The sequence below is a fragment of the Pedobacter sp. UYP1 genome, assembly GCF_040547305.1.
Classification (GTDB): domain Bacteria; phylum Bacteroidota; class Bacteroidia; order Sphingobacteriales; family Sphingobacteriaceae; genus Pedobacter.
The window spans coordinates 178,096-197,862 of record NZ_JBEPPL010000002.1; the positions used below are offsets into that span (position 1 = coordinate 178,096).

Annotated in this window: 13 protein-coding genes; 10 read left to right on the forward strand and 3 right to left on the reverse strand. The window is 39.7% G+C overall.

Annotated features, from left to right (window positions below; genetic code table 11):
• Nucleotides 1-8 precede the first annotated feature (8 nt).
• On the reverse strand, nt 9-3,350 hold the full coding sequence (mfd, locus tag ABIB30_RS04765) for a transcription-repair coupling factor (protein ID WP_354299709.1): 3,342 nt from the start codon (nt 3,348-3,350) through the stop codon (nt 9-11).
• Nucleotides 3,351-3,401: 51 nt separating this feature from the next.
• Here mfd and ABIB30_RS04770 point away from each other — a divergent pair, with 51 nt between their 5' ends.
• The 3 genes from ABIB30_RS04770 to ABIB30_RS04780 are packed head-to-tail and all read left to right on the forward strand — an operon-like array spanning nt 3,402 to nt 5,242.
• Nucleotides 3,402-3,737, forward strand: coding sequence for a DUF2752 domain-containing protein (locus tag ABIB30_RS04770; RefSeq protein WP_354299711.1), 336 nt, complete (start codon nt 3,402-3,404; stop codon nt 3,735-3,737).
• Nucleotides 3,738-3,754: 17 nt separating this feature from the next.
• Nucleotides 3,755-4,117, forward strand: a complete 363-nt coding sequence (locus tag ABIB30_RS04775) for a TM2 domain-containing protein (protein WP_068404691.1) — start codon at nt 3,755-3,757, stop codon at nt 4,115-4,117.
• A 27-nt stretch (nt 4,118-4,144) separates the two neighbouring features.
• Nucleotides 4,145-5,242: a Nif3-like dinuclear metal center hexameric protein gene (locus ABIB30_RS04780; protein ID WP_354300779.1), complete on the forward strand. Its 1,098-nt coding sequence runs from the start codon at nt 4,145-4,147 to the stop codon at nt 5,240-5,242.
• Nucleotides 5,243-5,287: 45 nt separating this feature from the next.
• Here ABIB30_RS04780 and ABIB30_RS04785 read toward each other — a convergent pair whose 3' ends face one another.
• Both ABIB30_RS04785 and ABIB30_RS04790 read right to left on the reverse strand, forming a co-directional pair.
• Nucleotides 5,288-6,928, reverse strand: a complete 1,641-nt coding sequence (locus ABIB30_RS04785; protein WP_354299714.1) for a beta-N-acetylhexosaminidase — start codon at nt 6,926-6,928, stop codon at nt 5,288-5,290.
• Nucleotides 6,929-6,989: 61 nt separating this feature from the next.
• Entirely contained in the window at nt 6,990-9,425 is a 2,436-nt protein-coding gene (locus ABIB30_RS04790) for a phosphocholine-specific phospholipase C (protein ID WP_354299716.1), read from the reverse strand.
• A gap of 142 nt (nt 9,426-9,567) precedes the next feature.
• Between ABIB30_RS04790 and ABIB30_RS04795 the strand changes: the two genes are divergently transcribed.
• The 7 genes from ABIB30_RS04795 (at nt 9,568) to ABIB30_RS04825 (ending at nt 19,658) form a co-directional block, all read left to right on the forward strand.
• A complete protein-coding gene (locus tag ABIB30_RS04795) occupies nt 9,568-10,122 on the forward strand; it encodes an RNA polymerase sigma-70 factor (RefSeq protein WP_354299719.1) in 555 nt (184 codons plus the stop codon).
• 74 nt (nt 10,123-10,196) lie between these two features.
• The gene (locus ABIB30_RS04800) at nt 10,197-10,850 is read left to right on the forward strand and encodes a hypothetical protein (protein WP_354299722.1); all 654 of its coding nucleotides are present in this window, start codon (nt 10,197-10,199) and stop codon (nt 10,848-10,850) included.
• Between the two features lie 10 nt (nt 10,851-10,860).
• The gene (locus ABIB30_RS04805) at nt 10,861-12,048 is read left to right on the forward strand and encodes a DUF4374 domain-containing protein (protein ID WP_354299724.1); all 1,188 of its coding nucleotides are present in this window, start codon (nt 10,861-10,863) and stop codon (nt 12,046-12,048) included.
• Nucleotides 12,049-12,243: 195 nt separating this feature from the next.
• Nucleotides 12,244-14,688, forward strand: a complete 2,445-nt coding sequence (locus ABIB30_RS04810) for a TonB-dependent receptor (RefSeq protein ID WP_354299726.1) — start codon at nt 12,244-12,246, stop codon at nt 14,686-14,688.
• Between the two features lie 140 nt (nt 14,689-14,828).
• Nucleotides 14,829-16,061, forward strand: a complete 1,233-nt coding sequence (locus tag ABIB30_RS04815) for a DUF4374 domain-containing protein (RefSeq protein ID WP_354299728.1) — start codon at nt 14,829-14,831, stop codon at nt 16,059-16,061.
• Between the two features lie 61 nt (nt 16,062-16,122).
• Nucleotides 16,123-17,232, forward strand: coding sequence for a PepSY-associated TM helix domain-containing protein (locus ABIB30_RS04820; RefSeq protein ID WP_354299731.1), 1,110 nt, complete (start codon nt 16,123-16,125; stop codon nt 17,230-17,232).
• Nucleotides 17,229-19,658, forward strand: a complete 2,430-nt coding sequence (locus ABIB30_RS04825; RefSeq protein WP_354299733.1) for an outer membrane beta-barrel protein — start codon at nt 17,229-17,231, stop codon at nt 19,656-19,658. Before ABIB30_RS04820 ends, ABIB30_RS04825 begins: the two co-directional genes overlap by 4 nt.
• Nucleotides 19,659-19,767: the final 109 nt, after the last annotated feature.

Genomic DNA, 19,767 nt, shown 5'->3' on the forward strand with positions numbered 1-19,767 from the left:
CTGTTTATTTATTCTGCAACCATTTGCAGCATTTGAATCGCTTCATCTACCGTTTTCAGATCTTCAAAAGCAATTCTTAAAGTATTTTTAACTTCTTTCAGGTTACACATCCGGGGATGCTGCTGCGCGAAGGTTAATATTTTATGGAACATTGGGGAGTCGAAGAAATTGGATTGCTTGTCGGCAATAAAATAGCCTCTTAATACCCCTTTTTTAAAGCTTAATTTTTCAAACCCAAGCTTCTTTGCTGTCCACTGTAACCTCAGTACATTCAACATGGTTTTTACAGGCTTCGGAACAGCACCAAAGCGATCTTTTAAAGACGTTTCAAAAGCAGTTAGCTGTAATTCGTCATCCAGTTTCGAAAGTTCGGTATAGAGGTTATATCGCTCTGTAATGTTGGTTACATAATCATCTGGAATATATAATTCAAGATCTGTATCTATTTGTGTAAAGGTAACGAAGGGGCGCTCCTTGTCATCTTTGAATAATTCTTTGAATTCATCAGATTTAAGCTCTTGTATCGCTTCATCTAATATCTTATGGTACATCTCAAAACCTATTTCTGCGATGAATCCGCTTTGTTCTGCCCCCAGAAGGTTTCCACTACCCCGGATATCCAGATCACGCATGGCAATATTAAAACCACTGCCCAGATCAGAAAATTCTTCAATGGCACTTAAGCGTTTTCTTGCTTCGGAGGTTAGTGTGGATAAAGGTGGACTTAAAAGGTAACAGAAAGCTTTTTTATTAGATCTTCCTACCCTTCCACGCATCTGGTGCAAGTCACTTAAACCAAACATGTGGGCATGGTTAATGATGATAGTATTGGCATTTGGGATATCCAGACCAGCTTCAATAATCGTAGTGGCTACCAATACATCCTTTTCTCCATTGATGAAATCTAACATGACATCTTCCAGCGCATCTCCGTCTAATTGTCCGTGAGCGATGCCTATACGGGCTTTTGGAACAAGTGTTTGTATTAATCCGCCGAGTTGTGGCAGGTCATTAACCCGGTTATGGATAAAAAATACTTGTCCGCCACGATCCAGTTCAAACTGTACTGCTTCCTGGATAAGCTTGTCATTGAATACATGAAGTTCAGTATTAACTGGTTGTCTGTTTGGCGGTGGGGTACTCATAATAGACAGGTCCCTTGCGCCCATCAGCGAAAAATGCAAGGTTCTTGGTATTGGTGTAGCGGTAAGTGTAAGCGTATCTACGTTCACACGCAAGGCGCGTAGTTTTTCTTTGGCAGAGACACCGAATTTCTGTTCTTCATCGATAATCATAATACCGAGTGACTTGAATTTCACGTCTTTACTCAATAAACGGTGAGTTCCGATAATGATGTCTACTTTACCTTCTTCTACTTGTGCCAGTGTTTCTTTGATCTGTTTATTAGTCTTGAAACGGTTAATATAATCTACTTTGCACGGAAACTCTTTTAGTCTTCCTGAAAATGTTTTGAAATGCTGTAAAGCAAGGATCGTTGTTGGAACCAGAACCGCAGCCTGTTTGCCGTTTGCTACAGCTTTAAATGCCGCCCTGATGGCTATTTCTGTTTTTCCAAAACCTACGTCACCACAAACCAGCCTGTCCATTGGATGTGGAGCTTCCATATCTTTTTTGACATCATTGGTGGCTTTCATCTGATCGGGGGTGTCTTCATAAATGAAGGAAGCTTCCAGTTCAGTTTCCAGATAGCCATCGGGATCAAATGCGGTTCCTACCTGTGATTTTCTCAAAGCATAGAGTTTGATCAGGTCTCTGGCAATGTCTTTAACTTTTTTTTTTGTAGTCTTTTTTAGTTTATCCCAGGCTTCTGTACCCAGTTTATTCATTTTGGGTGGTGTACCGTCTTTTCCACTGTATTTTGCAATACGGTTTAAAGAGTTGATATTGACATAAAGCAAGTCATTATCAGCGTATACCAACCGGATCATCTCTTGTGTTTTGCCATTGACTTCGACCTTTTCAAGGCCGGCATATTTACCAATACCATGATCTATATGGGTCACGAAGTCACCAGGTTTCAGGTCTCTCAGGTCTTTCATGGTGATAGCCTGACTACGCTGATAGCCTCTTTTTAATTTATATTTATAGAACCTGTCAAAGATCTGGTGATCGGTATAGAAGGCTATAGATTGCTGAGGATCAATAAAGCCTTCTCTTAGCTGAATATTGACAGGGACGAACTTTGCTGTTTTATCAATATCGTCTAATATAGCGTATAACCTCTCGGTTTGTTTAGGAGAAGAGCTGGAAATAAAGTTATGAATTCCGTTTTTCTCGTTTTCTTTCAAATTATGGATCAGCAGATTGAAATCCTTGTTGAAAGAGGGCTGTGGTTTAGTGTCAAACAGGAAAACGTTATCAGTTTTATAGAAGAATTGCTTTCCAAATTCTATGACAGAGAAATCATGTAAAATATCTCCAATCATCCGTTCATCAGAAAAGGCAAATTTCGGGTCAATCCAGTCCAGATTTTCCTGCTTCTCTTTTGCAGGAAGTGCTTTCCATAATTCTACGGCCTTTTTATAACCGGTTTTAATGACATCCAAAGTGAATTCTACATCTTTAAACCAGAGCTGTGTATCATTTTCTACATAATCCAGTAGGTTAATATTACTTTCTGTCAAGTATTTGGATTGTACGTTAGGGATGATAGTAAAGGTTTTAACATCTTCTACGGACAACTGGCTTTCTATTTCAAAAGTCCGGATGCTCTCTACTTCATCACCAAAAAATTCTATCCGGTAAGGAAGATCATGAGAAAAAGAGAAAATGTCAACGATACCACCACGAATAGAGAACTGACCGGGTTCATAGACAAAATCGGTGCGGTTAAAATCATAATCAACAAGAAACTCGTTGATAAAGTCAATACCTAATTTTACGCCCAAGCTTATTTCAAGGGTGTTTTTTTCGAGCACATCTCTGTTAATTACCTTCTCGGCAAGCGCTTCGGGATAGGTCACCACGATCTTTCCAAAAGAAGAGTTGTGGTTCAGCTCATTGAGTACTTCTGCTCTGGCCAGCACATTAGCGGTATCTACCTGAGTGAAATCAAAGGCTTTACGGAAAGAAGATGGAAAAATTAAGACTTCTTTTTCAAGTATACTTTCCAGATCTGCCATGAAATAAGCCGCTTCTTCTCTGTCAGGAAGAATAAATAATTGTGGCTTATGCAGCAGGAAGTACGTGGTAACGGCAACTGTAGCATCGGCAGATCCTACTAAACCTTTTAATTGAAGTTTATTACCTTTACCCGAGTTGAGGGTCTTTGCAAGCGCTTCGATGCGCTCATCAGTTTTATATCTATTGATCAGGTCACGGATGTTCACCTCACAAAGATAATATTTATGATTTGCTAATATGTAACAATGCGGCCATTTATGACTCTAAAATTCAAAACCGTGATGCTTAACTGGTTAGACCGTATACCGCTGGAGTTGGTTTTCTGGGTGACAGGTATATTGCTGCTGGCAATTGCTGAACCTCAGGGACATGATCAGGTGCATCATTTTACTTTTTGCCCTTTAGCAAACCTGGGTTTGGACTGGTGTCCGGGCTGCGGGCTGGGGAGGTCGATTACGCAATTGTTCCATGGTAATTTAGATGAAAGTATTCATCAGCACTGGTTGGGCATACCTGCAGTAATCATTATCGGTTTGAGAATTGTTACACTTGGAAAGTACGGGTGGGAAAAAAATAAGAATAGAATAAATTAAAGATAAGGAGAGATATTATGTACAATTCACCATTTATGATGCTTCCGGGCATCACGCCTCAAGAGTTTTCTTACTTGCAATCTATGACTGCAGGTTTTAATGAGCAGCAGTTGAATGGATTTCTGATGATCTACAATAGCAAAAGAAGAAATCCGGATGATATGGTACTTTATTGTGTTTTGGGATTTTTTGTACCTGGATTATCCAGGTTTCTGGTTAATCAGATCGGGATGGGAATCCTTTACTTTTTTACCTATGGTCTATGCATGATCGGAACAATTATAGATTTGGTAAATTATAAAAACCTGGCTTTTGAATACAATCAGAAGGTGGCTTTTGAAAGTTTACAAATGGCAAAAATGGGTGCAATTACCCAATAATTAAATGTTATCGTATCTTTACGTATGATGAGATTAGCTGTAATTACTAAACATCTGGAAGCTTATGCACCGTTAAATTATCAGGAAGATTATGATAATTCGGGTTTGCTAACGGGTGATATGAACCAGGAAATCACAGGTGCTTTAGTTGCTCTTGATTGTACTGAAGATATTGTTGATGAGGCCATTGCCAGAAATTGTAACCTGATCATTACGCATCATCCAATTGTTTTCAAGGGATTGAAGAAGTTTACGGGTAAGAATTATGTGGAGCGTGTCATTGTGAAAGCAATTCAGAATAATATTGCTTTATACGCGATTCATACGAATCTTGATAGTGTACAAAACGGTGTGAATGGAGTGATTTGCAAACGCCTGGGTTTAAAACAGCCAAAAATTCTTGCGCCTAAAGACGGGATTCTGAAAAAACTGGTTACTTTTTGCCCAACAGCGCAGGTGACCAGATTAAGAGAAGCTCTTTTTGCTGCGGGTGCTGGAAATATTGCGAATTACAGTGAATGTAGTTTCAACGCAGTAGGTGTAGGTACGTTTAAGGCTTCAGCTGGTACACAGCCCTTTGTTGGTCAACAAGGTGTGCAGCATCAGGAACCTGAAGTGAGAATTGAAACTGTATTTTTAATACAGGATGAAAGAAAAGTATTGCTTGCATTACTTGAAAATCATCCTTATGAAGAGGTTGCCTATGACATTTATCCATTGGAAAATAAGTTAAACACCGTTGGATCAGGAATGGTCGGCTGGCTGGAAGAAGAAATGGACGCAGCTGATTTTCTGAGATTTGTAAAATCAAGAATGAATGTAAGCGTGATCAGACATACAAAAGATACAGGCCGGAAAATTAAAAAGGTGGCCGTTTGCGGAGGTTCTGGTAGTTTTCTGCTGGGAAATGCAATTGCGGCTGGTGCTGATGCTTTTATTACAGCAGATTTTAAGTACCATGAGTTTTTTGATGCAGATGGAAAACTTATTATCGCGGATATCGGACATTTTGAAAGTGAACAGTTCACTTCTGATTTGCTGGTGGATATTCTGCAAAGAAAATTCCCGGAACTCACGGTTCGTTTAACCGAAGTGAATACAAATCCGATCCAGTATTTTTATTAAGAAATATAGATTAAAAAGGGGATAGCGATAAGCTACCCCCTTTTTTTATTGTTTAGTTTCTTCGGCCTTAGCATCGTAATCAACGATCGCAACATCCACTCCTTCTGCTTTCCAATGCGCTTCAATAAGCTTCATTGTATTTTTGAAATAGGTATAGTCTTTACGGGATAAATCCGTCCACCCTACTTCTGCATATGCAGCTAAGCGTGGATAAATTTTCTTTTGCATATCTGCAACTTCCGGAATAAATTCACTCCACATCTGACAGCCTAAGCCTAGTACATGTTTATCATATTTAGGATCCAGGCCTTCTGGGATCGGATTAAACTCATAGGCCTTTTGAACTGGTATTTCTTTGTAGTCGTAGTCCAGGTAAGTGTAAATATGATAAGAGTTAACCAGATCATATCCTTTTGAGGCTGCGTTGGTAATCATATCTGTAGTGCCTCTCCAAAAATGAACGATTGTTCCCTGATCCAGTTTCTCTTTGACCATCGTCTCTTTTTCATCTATATTTTCATGGACTTTACCACCCATAATTTCATTCCAACCCATCATCCTGCGGCCTTTTGAAGCAATGAACTTAGATATTTTGTTGGTAAACCATATTTGTACATCGGCTGGTGATTTTAAGCCTTCTCTAACCATCAGTGCTTGTATTTGAGGAGAACTTTTCCACTGGTCATATAAAACTTCATCTCCACCAATGTGAATTACTTTGGACGGAAACAGGGCCATAACTTCAGTTAATACATCTTCCAGAAAGGTATAAACTTTTGGATCGGCTACGTTGTAGGTGTCTTTAAATTTGCCAAAAGTAACCGGGACTTCTACTTTTTCTCCTGTAGTACCTAACCAGGGATAGGCGGCTATAGCCGCAGTTGCATGACCCGGCATTTCGATTTCCGGAACTACTGTAATATGTCTTTCGGTAGCGTAACGAACCACTTCTTTAATCTGTTCTTGTGTATAAAAGCCTTCGTGGGGTTTTCCTGAACGTTTTTCGCTTCTCCAGGCTAATTGTGAATCTTTGCGTTTGGAGCCGATCTTTGTTAGTTCAGGGTATTTTTTGATTTCAATTCTCCACCCCTGATCATCTGTCAGGTGCCAGTGAAAGACATTCATTTTCAGCATAGCCATATCATCCAATAGTTGCTTAACTACTTTTTCTCCTTTAAAATGACGGCCTTCATCGAGCATTAGTGCACGCCAGCTAAAGCGTGGTTTATCCTGAATAGTTACAAAAGGAATGTTTACATTTTTACCGTTTTCCTGCTGTGTAATTAATTGCAGCAAACTTTGAATACCGTAAAATAAACCAGCCTTATCTGCTGCGGTTATTTTGACACCTGCAGCATTTACAGTGAGTTGGTAGCCTTCTTTACCAGCTGTTGCTGATAGGTTTTGTTCCAGTGCAAGTATAATTTTATGATTTTCGGCTTTTGATGGGCTGCTGATCTGTACATTTAGTCCGGCAGCGGCTAAGAGTTTGTCCTTTAGATAATTCGCTTCTGTGGTTAATGTTTTAGCCGCAATAATTGTTGTCGCAGCATTAAGCTGAAAAGTTCCCTGGGCTGTTTCCAGAGTTAAGGGACGCGGAGAAATAAGGGGTTCTGTCTGTGCAAATACGGTTTGATTACTGACAAGTAAGCAGAGTGCCGCAAACGAAGCTAAAAGCTTTTTCATAATGGTTATTTGGTTAAGTTGGGGAATTCTTAATATATAAATTTTTAATGAAATAGCTTAATTATATGTTTGCCATTAATGGATCTGTATAGCTTTCTCTGGAATGTTCTACATGGCCGGCAAACTGCTGGCTAAAAGTAGGATAACCTTTTGCCTTCACTGTAAAATCATACCAATTATGGCTGTTTTTTAAATCAAGGGTAACTTGGTTTACCATTTCTTTTGCGCCGATTGCAACCTCAATTTGCTGTTGCTGATAAGCGTTGTCTGTAAGGATGAACTGAAGTGGGACACCTTTTTTAAGGCGCGTAATTTCCAGGATTATATTGCCGTTTAATTGATCAATCTTTCCTTTTTCATTCTGATAATGCAGAGAAATCATAATTTCAGGATCGCCGGCATTCCCAATAAAGTGTCTGAAAAAGCCATTTACACTGTATATTTTCAGGTCATATTGCTGTTGATCAAATGTATCCAATGGCCATTGATAAGTAAGGGTGTCTCCTGCTGCTGCGGTAAAAGACCAATTTTTGTCTTTTGCATAAATGTTAAAGCCTGCACCGCTAGCCTGCTTGCCGAAATATTTATTGCCGGCAGTAAGGGAAAGTTCAAATTGGGTTTTAATTGTATTTAGTCTTCCATGAGCATAAATTTCATAAGGAATGGCATTGGCTGGCTTAATCCCTCTTTCTTGTGCTGGAAGGTGCGGAGATCCTTTTGTGCTTTTGATGACCGCAGCAATTGCTTGCTGATTTAATTTTTTAAAGTTATCTGGTAGCTTAGCAAATTGAGCTTTATGAATTCCTTCGATAAAGGGCTTTCTTTCTATCGTTTTTGGCAATGGTATCTTTTCTCCATTGTACGGCCTGAAGACCGAGGTCAGGTCGCCACATAAACTCCTTCGCCAGGAAGTCAGGTTTTCTTCATGAATCTTCTGTCCTGTTTTGTGACTTAAAAAGTGTTCTAAGAATTGAATGGATGAGGTATGGTCAAAAACCTGTGAGTTGACATAACCTCCGCGTGTCCATGGAGAAACGATAACCATGGGCACTCTGAAGCCCAAGCCTACCGGACTTTCTCTTTTACTTTGGCCTTTTTGTACAAACTCTGCTGCAATATCCAGGCTTTTTGAAACGATTCCTGTGGATGGGTCTTTAGGATTAGGGGCTGTAAATGGGGGAACGTGGTCAAAATAACCATCATTCTCATCGTAAGTAAGCACAAAAATTGTCTTTTTCCAGACTTCAGGATTTTTTGTTAAAATATCTATGGCTTCTGATAAATACCATGCGCCATACCATGGTGCACCAGGATGATCGGAGAAATTACATGGTGCAACCAACCAGGAAACTGCGGGCAGCTTGCCAGAATCTACGTCTGAGCGAAACTGATGGAGTACATCTCCCTTAGGGATTGCTGTAGTTCTTTCTTTGCCCTGGTCATGATAGGTAATGGATTCCAGTTGATGGAAATCAGGATCATTTCTATTCGTGGTAAATGCTCTTTGATGTAAGTCTTGTTGTTCGGGGGTTAAGGACTCAAGGGGGTTGCTCTCCAGAAAAGAAAGGTCTTTCTGATAGCGTTCCAGTGTCTTTTGCAGCTTCGGATCTGGCTTGTCTTTTAGCTTAGCCGTTAGATCAGCAGTTGCTCTTTTTAACCATACAATATGTTCAGGGTGCCTTTTAACGTGGTATTGCTGGAAAAATTCAATCGGATTGTCTGTAAAGTTCCCCAGCCAGTCGTCTTGCTCTCCTTCAAATCCAACCCCTGCGCTAAGTTCATTCTGATAGATTCTCCAGTCTATGCCGTGAGCAGACAGACGTTCTGGAAAAGTTCCCCAGGAAAGGCGTTCTGATCCATCAATATCTCCATTGTCAAGGTGAGCTTTAGCGGTATCGTTTTGTTCTTCTCTGATTTTTCCTGTCCAGAAAAAGGTGCGGTTAGGGCTTGTACCAGTCAGGGAAGAGCAAAAACTATGGTCGCAAACGGTAAAGGAATCTGCAAGGGCATAATAGAAGGGGATATCTTCCCTGTTATAATAGCCCATGGTGAGTGGCATATCCGCATAATCTTTATTCCCGGATCTTTTGGCTTCAAGCCATCCATTGAAGTCGCCATGGTTACGGGCGTCGACCTGATTTTCCCAGGAATGTGGCAGAGAGTTCATCCAGGTTGCCCTGGTATCTTTAAGGTCTAGTCTGAAAGGTGCATAAGTTTCTCCTTTTTTATTGGTTTGCAGCCATACCGGGTAGTCATTTGGCAAACGTATTGCCCTGGGGTCGTTGAAGCCCCGGACTCCTTTTAAAGAACCGAAAGCATGATCGAAAGATCTGTTTTCCTGCATCAGAAAAACAATATGTTCTGCATCTAAAAAGGTTGTTCCCAGCTCAGGATCGATGGCTAATGCCCTTTGTATTGATCCTGGTAAAATTGTTGAAAGACTTAAGGCCCCGGTTAATAAAGATGCCTTTTTGATAAAATCTCTTCTGTTCTCCATGTACTATAAAAATCTATAAATTATTTCAACTGACAAGCTTAATGGGTTATTTAATGTCGTTCTACATAAAATCGTTACATATTACGTCGTTTTGAATCGTTCTAAATTATATTAACTTTGACCAATAAACACCTGATAAATCGTGTCTGAACAATCACCGGATAATTTAAAGAACCAGCTCAGAATTGATGAAACGTCTTTTTTTCACATTTACGAACGCTATTGGAAAAAATTATATCAAATGAGCTATAAATATCTTGGAGATGCTTATCGTGCGGAAGGTGTAGTACAAGAGGTATTCACCTCTATCTGGCAGCGTAAGGATAGTTTGCTGCTGAGTGAGGATACGATAGAAAATTACCTGGTTCGTGCAGTACGTTTCCGGATCAGCCGGGTCTATAGTGATGAAGTCCGCAAGGCAAAAAAGATGGATGAATTGCTGTTAAGACAAACAGCAAGTAATCATAACCAGACAGAGCAGGAAGTTCTGTACCGGTTTTTAAGAGAAGATATTGATAAATTGGTCAATTGCCTTCCTGAACGCTGTAAGGCGGTCTATGTATTAAGCAGAGAAAAAGGGTTAAATAACCAGGAAATTGCAGGTAGTCTGCTGATCTCTGAAAAAACAGTTGAAAACCAATTGACAAAAGCGCTGAAGTTTATCCGGAAGGGACTCGAAAAGTATCCATTATCTTAAAATAAATCGTCTTTATCTGCCCTGACATAGGGGATAAAGATAGGTTGTGATAATTATAATCAGCAGGCCACTATATGAATCCGGAGTTATTAAAAAAATGTTTATCGGGCAATGCTTCTGAAGAAGAACTTGAAACCTATGAAAAATGGATGGAAGGGGAAACTGATGATTTCGATGCAGAGGAATTAACTGGAGATGACATTCCTTTAAAGGGGGAAGTCTGGTCTAAGATCAAAGCAGATAATTTAAAGTATGAGCATTCAAAGCTTTATAAAAGCAAGCTTTTTAAGTTATTGGTTGCTGCTAGTTTACTGGTTATGTTTTATTGCTTTGGTTTCCATAAAAGTGTCTCAAGAGATCAGTTAATGGTGTTTCATTATGATCAATCCAGACCATCCTATGAAAATGAGTTTAATGGATTAAAGATCCGCTTAGGACAAAATGGAATGGTCAGGTTAGCGCAACAGGGAAATGATACACTGGATATCAGTTTTTCAGGAAATATGATGGTCCGCAATACAACTTCTGCTGACAAAGAAATTTTGGTGTTATCTAAAAATAATGAGGGCCAGGCCTGGTCTAAAAAACTTAATTTAAGAAAGGGCAGATCTTATTTACTGGCGCATTATCTTTTTAAGGATGATGAACTCGTTGTAGTAGAAAATCGTAATCTCATGAATATGCCACCCATACTGGCTTTGAATATGAAAAGAGATTTTGACCTCTAAACCCATTGATGTGAATCGTTATCTAACGGGTAGTTTCCGGCTTTTATTTTGGTTTATTTTCCTCCTGATCTGTGCTTGTGATGGGCACAAGGGGAAAGATGATTTTAATTTTGGGCTGATTGTTTATGATCAGGATAAAGATGTAACCCATTTTATGCCTGTTTATGAAATACAGGAAGGGACACCTGAGCCTAAAGGCATTGAGCTGCCTGGAATGACGATTGCTATTTATGACCGTTGTTATTTGCTGATGGATATGTCTGATCATAGTTTGTTGAAATACCGGGCAACGGCAGAGGGTTTAGTACTGGAGCAGTCAATTGACATGAAAAAATTTCCCTGGGAACCTTATTCTGGCTGGGTAAACTGGGTAAATGACCATACTATTTTATTGGGGAGCGTTGTTGATGAGCGGTTCCGGTACATAGAAATAGACTTGAGGGAGATGAAAATATTGCGGAATGGATTATTGGCGGTTCCTCCAGCACCGAAAGGTGTCAATTATACGGGTATGTCGGCTCAGTTGGTTAAAGACAAACTTTTTATCTTCTATACTTTTCAAAAGGGTTTTATGCGGGAGCATGTTAATCCGCCTGATGATGCAATCCATACTGCTGTTTTTAGCTTTCCTGAGCTGAAATTACAAAGTAGTTTTGAAGATAAGAGGACTACCTGGCCCGGAAGTTATAATATATGGAGTTCCAATTCTCTGGTCTTAAATGATACTGCTTATGTATTAGGGCAGCCTGGTGGTAGAACAGGTAATCATCCTACGGCCCCTTCAGCCATTTTAAGGCTAAATAAAGGCGCTCAGGAGTTTGATCCGGGTTATTTGTTTAAACTAGGTAATCATGGCGGTCAGGAGGCTTATACGCTTTATAATATGGGACACGGTCTGGCTATTACCAGGATTGTAGAATCTTCTGAAGTCACTCAGTTTGACGATTATATGCTGAAAAGAATTTCCCGTTATGAATTACTGGACCTTCGCAGGCAAAAAAGGATCAAGCTGGCTATGCCTCCTGTGATGCTTAATTTTATAATGAACGTTACTGCGGATGAAAATTTCGCCTATCTATCGGTTTATCAGGAGAATGACAAAAGTCAAATCTGGATTTATAATCTCCGCTCGGGGATACTTAAACGTGGCGTAACTGTAAATGGAGAGATCATCCGAATCGACAAACTAGCAGATTAAAGCCTTTATCTCATTTTATTTAAAATTATTCTAAATAGCCGTAGGGGGAAAGTGCGACTTATGATAATAGTATAGTAGAAGCAGGGAAACCAGCAATAGAATATGTAAAACAAATAAAAAAGAGCCATACAGTTCGTACCTGTATGACTCATCCCCAAATGGGGTTACCTCTAAATCGTTTATCATTTAAAAGTAATGCAAATTAAGAAAATTTTTCTGACGGGTATTTTGTGCGCCCTGATTTTTTTTGTTCAGGCTCAGAGTGGCAAGAACAGCACGATTAAAGGAAGTGTCTATAATGACCAGTCGGAAGCCATTCCAGGTGCAATCATCCAGTTATTACCCTTAAATAAAACAGCGGTCAGTGATGAAAAAGGCGAATTCCGTTTTGATGGATTAGCTGGGGGAACTTACCAGCTTAAAATTCATGCGTTAGGCCATGTTAAAGCTGAAAAAGGTTTAACAGTAACTACTGGGCAGGAGCTGAAGGTTAGTTATAAACTAAAGCAGGACGTCCGGGAGATCGACGAAGTCGCAATTCTCGGCTTCAATAAAAATCAGAAGACAAACAGGCAGGCTTATAATGTAATCTCTATAGATGCAAAGACGCTTCACAATACGACAATGGACCTTGGACAGGTAATGAACAGGGTTTCTGGTGCTCGTGTCCGTGAGTCTGGTGGAGTGGGATCGAATATGACTTTTAGTTTGAACGGGTTTTCCGGTAACCAGGTGAAGTTCTTTCTGGATGGTATGCCGATGGAGAATTTTGGATCTTCTTTCCAGTTAAATAATATTCCGGTGAATTTTGCCGACAGGATTGAAGTTTATAAAGGAGTTGTTCCGGTATGGCTTGGTGGTGATGCTTTAGGGGGAGCGGTGAATATTGTAACGAATACTGATCCGAGAACTTATGTGGATGCTTCTTATTCTTATGGTTCTTTTAACACACATAAAAGCTCTGTTAATGCCGGTTATACGGCTAAATCTGGTTTTACTGCACAGTTAAGTGCTTTTCAAAACTATTCTGATAATAATTACTGGGTAACAGGGGGAGTGACAGATAGCATCACCGGAGTAAATACGCCGACAAGAGTGCGCAGATTTCATGATCGGTATCACAATGAAACTGTAGTCGCAAATGTTGGTGTGTCCGGGAAAAAATATGCTGATCAGTTATTGGTCGGTATTACTCTGGGGCAAAACAAAGCAGACATACAGGTTGGAAACAGAATGGAAGATGTATTTGGTGGAAGGTGGAAATCCGGAAATACAATACAGCCTACTTTAAAGTATGTGAAGAAGGATTTGTTTGTCAAAGGATTGGATTTAAGGGTAAATGGAAATTTTAATTTTGGAGAAGAGCGCAATGTAGATACGGTTCCCCGAAAATTCACCTGGGATGGGTCTTCTGTACCCAGAAACAGGAACGACCCTAAAGCCATTGGCGGAGAAGGTGACCTGGCTGATTTTAAGTTTAAAAATAACAATGGGCTGGCTAACGCAGGGCTTAACTATGCTATAAATGACCGTCATTCTTTATCTCTTAATGATCAGTTTTCGACTTTTAACAGGAAAGGACTGAATCGCTTTGATCCGGATAATCGACAGGATAAGCAGCCTCAGATTTCCAGGAAGAACATTTTAGGGTTAGGTTATCGCTTAAATCTTAATGAAAAACTGAATTTTACTGCCTTTATCAAACAATATAATCAACACATTACCAGTAATAATGTAGTCAGGGATTTTGATAATTCTACTAAAGTAACAACTTATACTATCCTTTCGCGAAGCTCGGATTTATCTAAACAAGGTTATGGATTTGCGGGATCTTATTTCTTAACAGAAAATCTTCAGTTAAAGGCTTCTTACGAGAAGGCCTATCGCCTGCCTGATAATGATGAGTTTTTTGGTAATGTATATCTGACAGTTGCAAATCTGGAACTGAAGCCTGAGCGTAGTGATAACATTAATATTGGAGCGACTTACACTACAGAAATAAACAAAACACATTTCTTTCAAATTCAGGCTAATTATATTTTTCGTAATGCAAATGATTATATCCGGGCTAATGTATTGCCTGGCGCAAGTAATGGAAGATATTTAAGCAAGTTTAGCAATGAGGGTAAAGTAACCAATCGCGGGATTGATGCAGAACTTCGTTATGCTTACAAGCAGCTGTTCACGTTGAATACCAATTTCACTTATCAGAATTTAAGGAATGACAATGAATTCGACAGACTGATTTCAGGTGAACTCTCGAAAACAAGAAGTGTCATTTATAGAGACCGTATTCCAAATACTCCCTACCTTTTTGGAAATGCAAACGGCAGTTTTTATTTCAATGATGTCCTGAAAAAAGGCAACCAGCTTACTGTAGGCTATAATGTATTATTTGTCAATAAATTTTACCTGTACTGGCCAGGACAGGGATCTAAAGAGACTAAAATGGTTGTCCCGACCCAGTGGGCCCATGATGTCAATATGATCTATGCAATGGCAGGTGGAAAATATAACATCGCAGTAGAGTGTTTGAATTTGACTGATGCTCAGCTGTTTGATAATTATGCATTGCAAAAGCCCAGCCGGGCTTTTAACCTAAAGCTTCGCTATTATTTTTCTAAAAAAAGAGGCCTCTGATCAGAGTTGCCATTTAAATCAGCTTTTAACAATTAAATAAATAAAACAATGAAACCATCATGTGCGAAAACAAACCGGAATGAACAAAATCGGGTAGCACAGGATAGCTTCATCACAATTAAAAAACAAACTATATAACAATGAAAAAGACTACTAATTTTTTAATGACAGGCATGTTAGGAATGGCTGTACTGTTAGGTGCTTGCAGCAAAGATAAAACTCCGGATTCTCCTGTAGATCCAGGAAATACAGGTCGCTCAAAATATGTATTTGTTTATACTGGAAAGGGCGATGGCGCTGCAACCTATATTGTAAGTACGGATGATATTACCAAAGGAGGAGTTTCATCAACCAATAATGGTGTAGAAGTAGATGCATGGTCTTTTGTTGTCCAGAATAATACGGTATTTGCACAGGCTTACAATGAACAGGGCCTTGTCAGGCCATTTCGTTTGAATGAACAGGGTAAAATATTTGAAGCCGGGAGAGCAGTAACAACTTTCCGTACAGGTATATCTGGTAAAGTTGGTAATGATTTCTGGGTAGGTGGTGGTGACCCGCGTTCAAGTGGTGTGGGTGAATTATACCGTTTTGATGCAGTTAATCTCCAGCTTGCAGGAAGAAGTACAACTGATTTAAAGAAAATAACTGGAACAGGCTTCAATGCCGTATGGACAGGTCTGTTTGAAGTAAATAACAAGCTGTATATCCCTTATTATAAGTTTAAACATACTCCTGGTGGAAGAGTTTACGAGGGTGAATATGGTAGTTTAGACAGTACATGGGTGGCTGTTTTCAGTTATCCTGAACTTAAATACGAAAAAACAATTTCAGATGATCGCACTGGTTATATCGGAGACTGGAGCAGTCAGCAAGGTCTTAAGCAAATTGAGAACGGAGACACTTATGCCTGGTCTACTGCATCTGGTGATGGTGAGCAAAGAACATCGACAAAACCATCTGGTATTGTCCGTATCAAAAAAGGAGCGGAACAATTCGATAAATCTTATTTCTTTAATGTTGAGGCAGCTGCAGGATCAAAAATCTGCAGAGGTGAATATATTGGTAAAGGTAAATTCCTGATGGCGGTTTATACGGATGCCAAAGCAACCGGAGGAAAAATCAAGATGGTTATTGCTGATGTATTTAACAATACGATCACCCCGGTTCCAGGAGTTCCTGTACATGAATTTGGTGGGTTTAAGCTAATTGTTTATGCTGAACCAGACGGTAAAACGATCAACTATGTTATGGAGGACAATGCAGGTGAATATTATGTATATATTATTAATGCAGACAATGGAAGTGTAACAAAAGGTGCGCATATTGAAGGTGCAGCTGGTGTAACTGCCATATCGAAATTAACCTATTAAAATATTGTGTTTTGTTGGGCCGTATTACCAGGAGTAAGCGGCCCTTTTTTATTCCATACTGATGTTCAAAAAAATCAATGCCTGGCTCCATCTGTGGCTAGGGCTTGCTTCGGGTATTATTGTAGTTATTGTTAGTCTTACGGGCTGCATTTTAGTGTTTGAGCAGGAAATAAATAACCTGCTGTATCCATATTTGACCGTAAAGCCGGAAGTGGAAAGTAAATATCTCCCTCCTTCTCAGCTGGCTGAACGTTTAGCGAAAGCTTTACCAGGCAAAAAAGCGGAGAGTATCTGGTATCATGGGTTAAATAAATCTGCACATGTAACTATTAATTCTGATTCTACAGTTTATATGAATCCTTTTAGCGGTGAAGTGCTGGCCGTGGCTGATCATGACGCTTTCTTCCATTTCATGGATGAGGGACACCGGAATTTTTGGATGGGAAGGAAAGTTGGTAAGGCTGTTGTTGGCTGGGGAACTTTTATTTTCTTCCTGCTGCTGATCAGCGGATTAATTTTATGGTATCCGAAAAAGTGGAGCAAGACAAATTTCAACAGGAGCTTTAAAATAAAATGGGATGCAAAATTCAAAAGACTTAACTATGATCTGCATAATGTATTGGGGTTTTATTCGCTGTTAATTGCCGTTGTACTGGCCTGTACGGGCTTGGTAATGAGCTTTTCGTGGTTTTCGAAAAGTATTTACTGGTTAAGTGGTGGAAGTATGGCCAAAAGAGTTAAACAGCAGGAAATTAAAATAATTCCGCCGCCAAATCCAATCGTTTACAGTTCGGATAAGGTCTGGTACAAAGTAAGAAAAGAGATCGCTGTCCATGAAAAAAATTCCATTATAGTTTCCATTCCTGATCATGACGATGAGGCGATTTACGCTTGTACAGATATGCACAACGGTAGCTGGAGAGATCTTTATTTTGACCCTGTCACGATAGAGGCATTGCCTTACTCCGGAAAAAGATTGTCAGATCTTGCTTTTGCAGACTGGCTCCGTAAATCCAATTATGCGTTGCATGTTGGGGCTATTGGTGGATTATTCACGAAAATTATAGCTTTTATAACCAGCCTGATTTGCGCTGGTTTACCTATCACAGGGTTCTATGTGTGGTGGGGTAAAAGGAAAAAAACGAAAAAAAATAAAATAACAACGGCATGAGAATAATCCTGACTCTAATCAGTTTCTTCCTATTAACTCAGTTAAATGCACAGACGCATCAAGTAAAAGGTCATTTAACGGATGAGCATCAAAAACCGGTAGGTTATGCGGGGATTTTTTTGCTGAGTGCAGCCGATTCGACGAAGGTTAAGGCTGTTGTGAGTGATTCAACCGGTCATTTTAATCTTTCTAATGTCCCAAAGGGAAAATATTTTGTCAAAATCAGCTTTATTGGCTATCAGCCTTACAGGAGCGAGCCTCTGGAGTTAGATGGTACTGAACTGGTTTCTAACCTTGGACGTATCCGGCTGGTTGCTGAACAGATGTCACTAAATACGGTAGAAATCAAAGCGAATAAAGCGACCATAGTGCAACAGCTTGACCGGATGGTCATGAATGTAGAAAATAGCGTCATGGCCGAAGGAGGAACAGCTTTAGAGTTGCTGAATAAAGCTCCTGGTGTAACCATGAGTGAGAGCGGTGAGCTTAGTTTAAAAGGCAGGCCTGGTACTATGGTGATGATTAACGGCAAGCCTGCTTACCTTTCAGGAAATCAGCTGGCAAATTTATTAAGAGGAACTGCGTCAAACACGATCTCCAGAATTGAAATTATGGCAAGCCCCTCTTCAAAATATGATGCTGCGGGTAATGGTGGGATCGTTAATATTATTTTAAAGAAGCAGACAAAGGCAGGTTTAAATGGGACTGTTTCTGCGAATGGTGGCGCAGGAAAGTCGGCCCGTTTTGGTGGGGGTACAAGCCTGAATTACCGAACGGAAAAGATTAGCTTTTTTGGAAATTATAATTATTTCTACCAGGATTTAAAGGGCTCTGATGATGTGAAAAGAGATTTTTACCAGGATGGCATGGGGACAGGAAAAACTCCTTACAGCAGTTCTGTTCAGCGAATGGATGAAAAAGCAAAATTACGCTCGCATAATTTCCAGGCAGGAATGGATCTGTTTTTAAATGAGAAAAATACTTTAGGTTTCATGGTAAATGGAGGAGTTGGTAAATATCCATCTGTACAGCCTACCCGGAACCGGTTATACAATAATGAAACTGGTGATGTAATCTGGGACGCCCATACGAATACAACTGGCAAAGAAAGATGGACTGATATGCTTTATAACATTAATTATAAGCACCTTTTTAATGATAAAGGACATGAATTAACAGCGGACATAGATTATGTTTCTCACTTTTCTAAAATGGATCAACAGCTGGATACGCGATTCATGGGGGCACAAAATATGTTCCTGCCTGAATTAAAATCAAGAATTGGTGATCTTCCTTCTGACAATGATATTTATGTAGGGAAGATTGATTATGTCCTGCCTGCTGGTAAGCTGGGAAAACTGGAAGCTGGCTGGAAAGGAAGTTTCGTACGTATGGTAAACAACCTGAAATATGATACTTTACAAAACGGGATGTATGTGCCTGATCATTCAACAAGCAATGATTTTATTTACAAAGAACAAATTCAGGCCGGTTATGTCAACTTGAAAAAGGATATTGGAAAATTCAGTATCCAGGCGGGGCTGCGGGGAGAATATACTTATACGCAGGGGCATCAGCTTACCACAGATTCTTTAGTTAAAAGGAGCTATTTTAAATTATTCCCAAGTGTATTCCTGACGCAGGAAATAAATGATAAGAACAGGGTGCAGCTGAGTTATAGCAAGCGCATAGAACGTCCGGGCTATTGGGATATGAATCCTTTCAGGGTTTATATGGATCCGTTTTCTTATGAGGAAGGAAATCCTTACCTGAGTCCGTCTATTGTAAATGCTTTTGAACTAAGCTATGGCTTTCGTTCCCGTTATTATACGACATTGACTTACAATTCGAGTACAGATGTAATCAGCAGCCTGGTTGGAGGTGACAGTAATCTTGCTTTTCAGCGACCAGAGAACCTGGCAACTTTCAAAAATTATGGGATCAGTTTTACAGCGACTGTAGATTTTACCAAATGGTGGTCAGGAACTCAGTTTGCTAATCTTTTCAGAAATGATTTTTCTATTGCGGCTCCTCAGGGAGAACAGCGTATTCAAGGTACAAGTTTCACATTTGATTCTCAAAATACTTTTAAGCTGGGAAATGGCTGGAAGACTGAGCTGGGCGGAATGTACAAGTCGAAAGTAGTTTCGGGCGTATTTACGACTAAAAGTTATTATATGGTGTCGGCGGGTGGCCAGAAAGATATTCTTAAGGACAGGGGAACGCTTAAATTACTGGTGAATGATATTTTCCAGAGCAAACAAATTAAGCAATCTGCCAAGTATGGGAATATCTCTGCTTACAGCCATAGCAGGCCTGACAGCCGGGCTGTAGTCCTCTCTTTCAGTTATCGCTTTGGCGGAGATGGAGCGGGTGGTAAACAACGAAGTACGGCTAGTGAAGACTTAAAAGGGAGGTTGAAATAAGAGGGATATCCGGGATAAAATATTTAATTAAAAGCCAATCAGCAGATTAATAGCAAATTGTATGGCTGAAAGAAAATATAATACTTATCTTTGCAAGCTTTAGCAATAG

Excerpts from the sequence above, each read along its gene's own strand:
- ABIB30_RS04785 (WP_354299714.1), bottom strand. The coding sequence starts at position 6,928 with ATGAAAAAGCTTTTAGCTTCGTTTGCGGCACTCTGCTTACTTGTCAGT.
- ABIB30_RS04770 (WP_354299711.1), top strand. The coding sequence starts at position 3,402 with ATGACTCTAAAATTCAAAACCGTGATGCTTAACTGGTTAGACCGTATA.
- ABIB30_RS04825 (WP_354299733.1), top strand. The coding sequence starts at position 17,229 with ATGAGAATAATCCTGACTCTAATCAGTTTCTTCCTATTAACTCAGTTA.
- ABIB30_RS04800 (WP_354299722.1), top strand. The coding sequence starts at position 10,197 with ATGAATCCGGAGTTATTAAAAAAATGTTTATCGGGCAATGCTTCTGAA.
- ABIB30_RS04790 (WP_354299716.1), bottom strand. The coding sequence starts at position 9,425 with ATGGAGAACAGAAGAGATTTTATCAAAAAGGCATCTTTATTAACCGGG.
- ABIB30_RS04820 (WP_354299731.1), top strand. The coding sequence starts at position 16,123 with ATGTTCAAAAAAATCAATGCCTGGCTCCATCTGTGGCTAGGGCTTGCT.
- ABIB30_RS04810 (WP_354299726.1), top strand. The coding sequence starts at position 12,244 with ATGCAAATTAAGAAAATTTTTCTGACGGGTATTTTGTGCGCCCTGATT.
- ABIB30_RS04780 (WP_354300779.1), top strand. The coding sequence starts at position 4,145 with ATGAGATTAGCTGTAATTACTAAACATCTGGAAGCTTATGCACCGTTA.
- ABIB30_RS04775 (WP_068404691.1), top strand. The coding sequence starts at position 3,755 with ATGTACAATTCACCATTTATGATGCTTCCGGGCATCACGCCTCAAGAG.
- ABIB30_RS04815 (WP_354299728.1), top strand. The coding sequence starts at position 14,829 with ATGAAAAAGACTACTAATTTTTTAATGACAGGCATGTTAGGAATGGCT.